The sequence below is a fragment of the Inquilinus sp. genome (assembly GCF_057815775.1).
In genome coordinates, this window is record NZ_JBYRFX010000469.1 from 1 (window position 1) to 2832 (window position 2832).

General features: G+C 68.4%; 2 protein-coding genes. Both read left to right on the plus strand.

Annotated features, from left to right (window positions below; all coding sequences use genetic code 11):
* Positions 1 to 1729 (plus strand): phage tail tip lysozyme (locus tag AC3XYG_RS16595; protein ID WP_489140957.1); only part of this gene is annotated, 1729 nt, incomplete at its 5' end.
* Positions 1726 to 2832: hypothetical protein (locus AC3XYG_RS16600; protein ID WP_489140958.1), on the plus strand; the 1107-nt coding region annotated here is incomplete at its 3' end. The genes AC3XYG_RS16595 and AC3XYG_RS16600, both read left to right, overlap by 4 nt.

Below are 2832 nucleotides of genomic sequence, written 5' to 3' on the forward strand. Positions count from 1 at the left end.
AAGCGGGCTAAACCCCAACGCGGTGCACGACAACAATACCGGGCTTGGCGTCGCCGGTCACCGGCTGGAACGGCTGAGCGCGATGCGGGAGTTCGCGTCAGCGCGCGGCAAGCCGGTCAACGACTTCCAGACCCAGCTCGAGTTCATCAACCAGGAACTGCAGACCACCGAGGGCAAGGCCGGTGCGGCCGTCCGCGCCGCGACCACGCCGGAGCAGGCCGCCGCAGCCTTCATCCATTTCGAGCGGCCGCTGGGCTACGACCCGAACGACACGTCGAAAGCGCACGGCTATTCCAATCGGGTGGGGCAGGCGGTGCGGCTGGCCGGCGGCAGCGTGCCGACCACGGTCGCCGACACCACCTTCATCGGCAAGGCGAACACGCTGGTCGCGAAGAGGGTCGCGGACGATGCCGACAGCATCATCAAGGGCATGGCCGACAAGTCCAACCCGGTGCTACCGACCGAGGCGCGCATCAACGACCTGCTGACCGCGGCGTCGGCCACGAACACGCCGGAGGTGCTGGAGAAGGTGGCGCAGGCCGCCGGCGAGTATCAGTTCCGCCGGCAGTTCGGCCGCGCGCCAGAGCCGCAGGAAACAGCCGTTGTTTCGCAGTTGCAGCAAAAGGCCGTGACCGAGGGTCTGAGCACCAGCGACGCGCGCCGGCTCGAGATCGCGACCGAGACCCGGGACCGCACCGCCAAGGCACTGGCTGACGACCCGCTCAACCACACCGTTGCAGCTTTGGCCGAGACCTCGGGCATGCCGCCGCCGGCGCCACTGGACGTCGGCAACCCCGTCGCGTTCCGGGCCGGCATGTCAGCGCGCGCGCAATGGGCCGCCACCGGCACCCGGACATTCGAGACCGCGGCGATGCCCGCGCTGACCACCGCCGAGGCCGGCCAGGTCCGCGCGGCGCTGGACGCAGCCGATCCCGCCATGAAGGCCCGGATCTATGGCGACATCGTCGCCTCGACCTCGGGCGCGACCCGGGCAGCGACGCTGCAGAAGCTCGGTTCCAAGGGCGTCGACGGCATGGTCGAGGCCTACGCCGGCGCGATGACCGGGATGGACCCGGCCATTGGCGAAAGCATCATCCGCGGGCAGGGCGCGCTGAAACTGAAGGATGCCTACAATCCGCTGAAGGAAGGCAACCGCGACGACAGCAACGCGGCGATCGACAAATACATGCCGGCCGGAGCGTTCACGCTGGCCGCTCGCACCGATCCGCAGGGCGCCTATGCCGTGATGCGCGGCGCGGTCGTCGCGCGCGTGGCTGACCTCGCCGCGACAAACCCGAACTTCGACGGCAAGTTCGGCGATGCGCTGTTCCAGCGGGCGGTGGCCGATGTCACCGGCGGCGTGGTCACCCACAACGGCGGCAGCCTGATCAGCCCGATCCGCGGCATGAACCAGCGCGGCTTCGACGGCAAGATGGGCGGCCTGACCGACGGCGACCTGCAGGGCGTGCAGACCCAGAACGGCACCCCCATCACCGCCGATTACGTCAGGAACAATGCCCAACTGGAGAGCCTGTCGGACGGCCGCTATCTGGTGCGGCTGGGGCGCGATCCGGAACGCCCGATATACGCCTTTCGAGACGTCGGCGCGAACGTGCCGAACCGGCTGCGGCCGTTCATCCTCGACCTGCGAAACATCGCGCCGAGCCAAACGCTTGCGGCCGAAAACCCGTCCGATCCCTCCGGCATGGCAAATTCATACCTCCGATGAGCCTTGACCTGTTCGCCAGCAACATCGACGACGCCGTGGGCTACGCGGGCCGGGTCTCCGCGCCCGAACTGCCGTCGACCTTCTCGGACAATTTCGACGACGCCTTTGCCAAGGGCCGGCTGGTCAGCCAGTCGATCTCGGGAAATCTGCGCAAGTCGCGCGCGCTGTCCGATTACATGGACGAGGTCCAGGCCAAGACCGGCGAGCCGCTGCAACTTCCGGAGACGGCTTCGATCGCCGACATGAATGCCCGGGTGCGCACGCTGAAGGCCGCCAGGCCAGAGCTCGACGTCTCCGAACTGACCGACGAGGAAATCCAGCGGCGCGCCGACGAGATCGGGGTGCGGCAACTGGCCGATAGCCAAGCGCTGGACCGCCGCGAGCGCACCACCGGCGGCACGTTCGGATCGCTCCTCGGCACCGCCGGCGCGGCCGTCACCGACCCCGTCAACATGGTGGCGTTCCCGCTGGCTGCCCCGGAATCGCTCGGCATCCTCGGGACGGCGCTGGCATGGGGCGCGATCGGCGGTGCCTCGCAAACCGCCATCGAGATTATCAACGCGCAGAGCATGGAGCGGATCCAGCCCGGCTACACGACCGGAAACGAGCCGCTGCGGAACATCGGAGAGACGGCATTTGGCGGCGCGCTGCTCGGCGGCGGGATCAAGGGGCTGTCAAACCTGTGGACCCGTGCCAAGACCGGCAACTGGCCGCGCACCGTCCGCGACGCCGGCAACGTGGTCGAGAGCGAGGCGCAGATCGCCGCGACGAACCCGATGCCCGGGATCGAGGGCGAGGCCGCGCACCGCAGCGCACTGACCAAGGCGATCGACGACCTCGCGAACGGCCGCCCGGTGGATGTGGATCACATCATCACGCCAGACCTGCTGGAACGGTCGCGCGGACTGGTCGACCGGCTGCAGGCCGAGCAGCCGCTGTCGCTGCCAATCATCAATCAGCGTGCGATCGAACTGGCCGCGGATAATCAGCGGCTCGCGGCCCGGGATGCCGAACTGGCTGCCAACCTGGATAAACTACCGGCCGGCGATGTGTCTGCCGTGGATCGGCTCAATCGACTGGACGCCGTTGAGCGGCAGATCGAA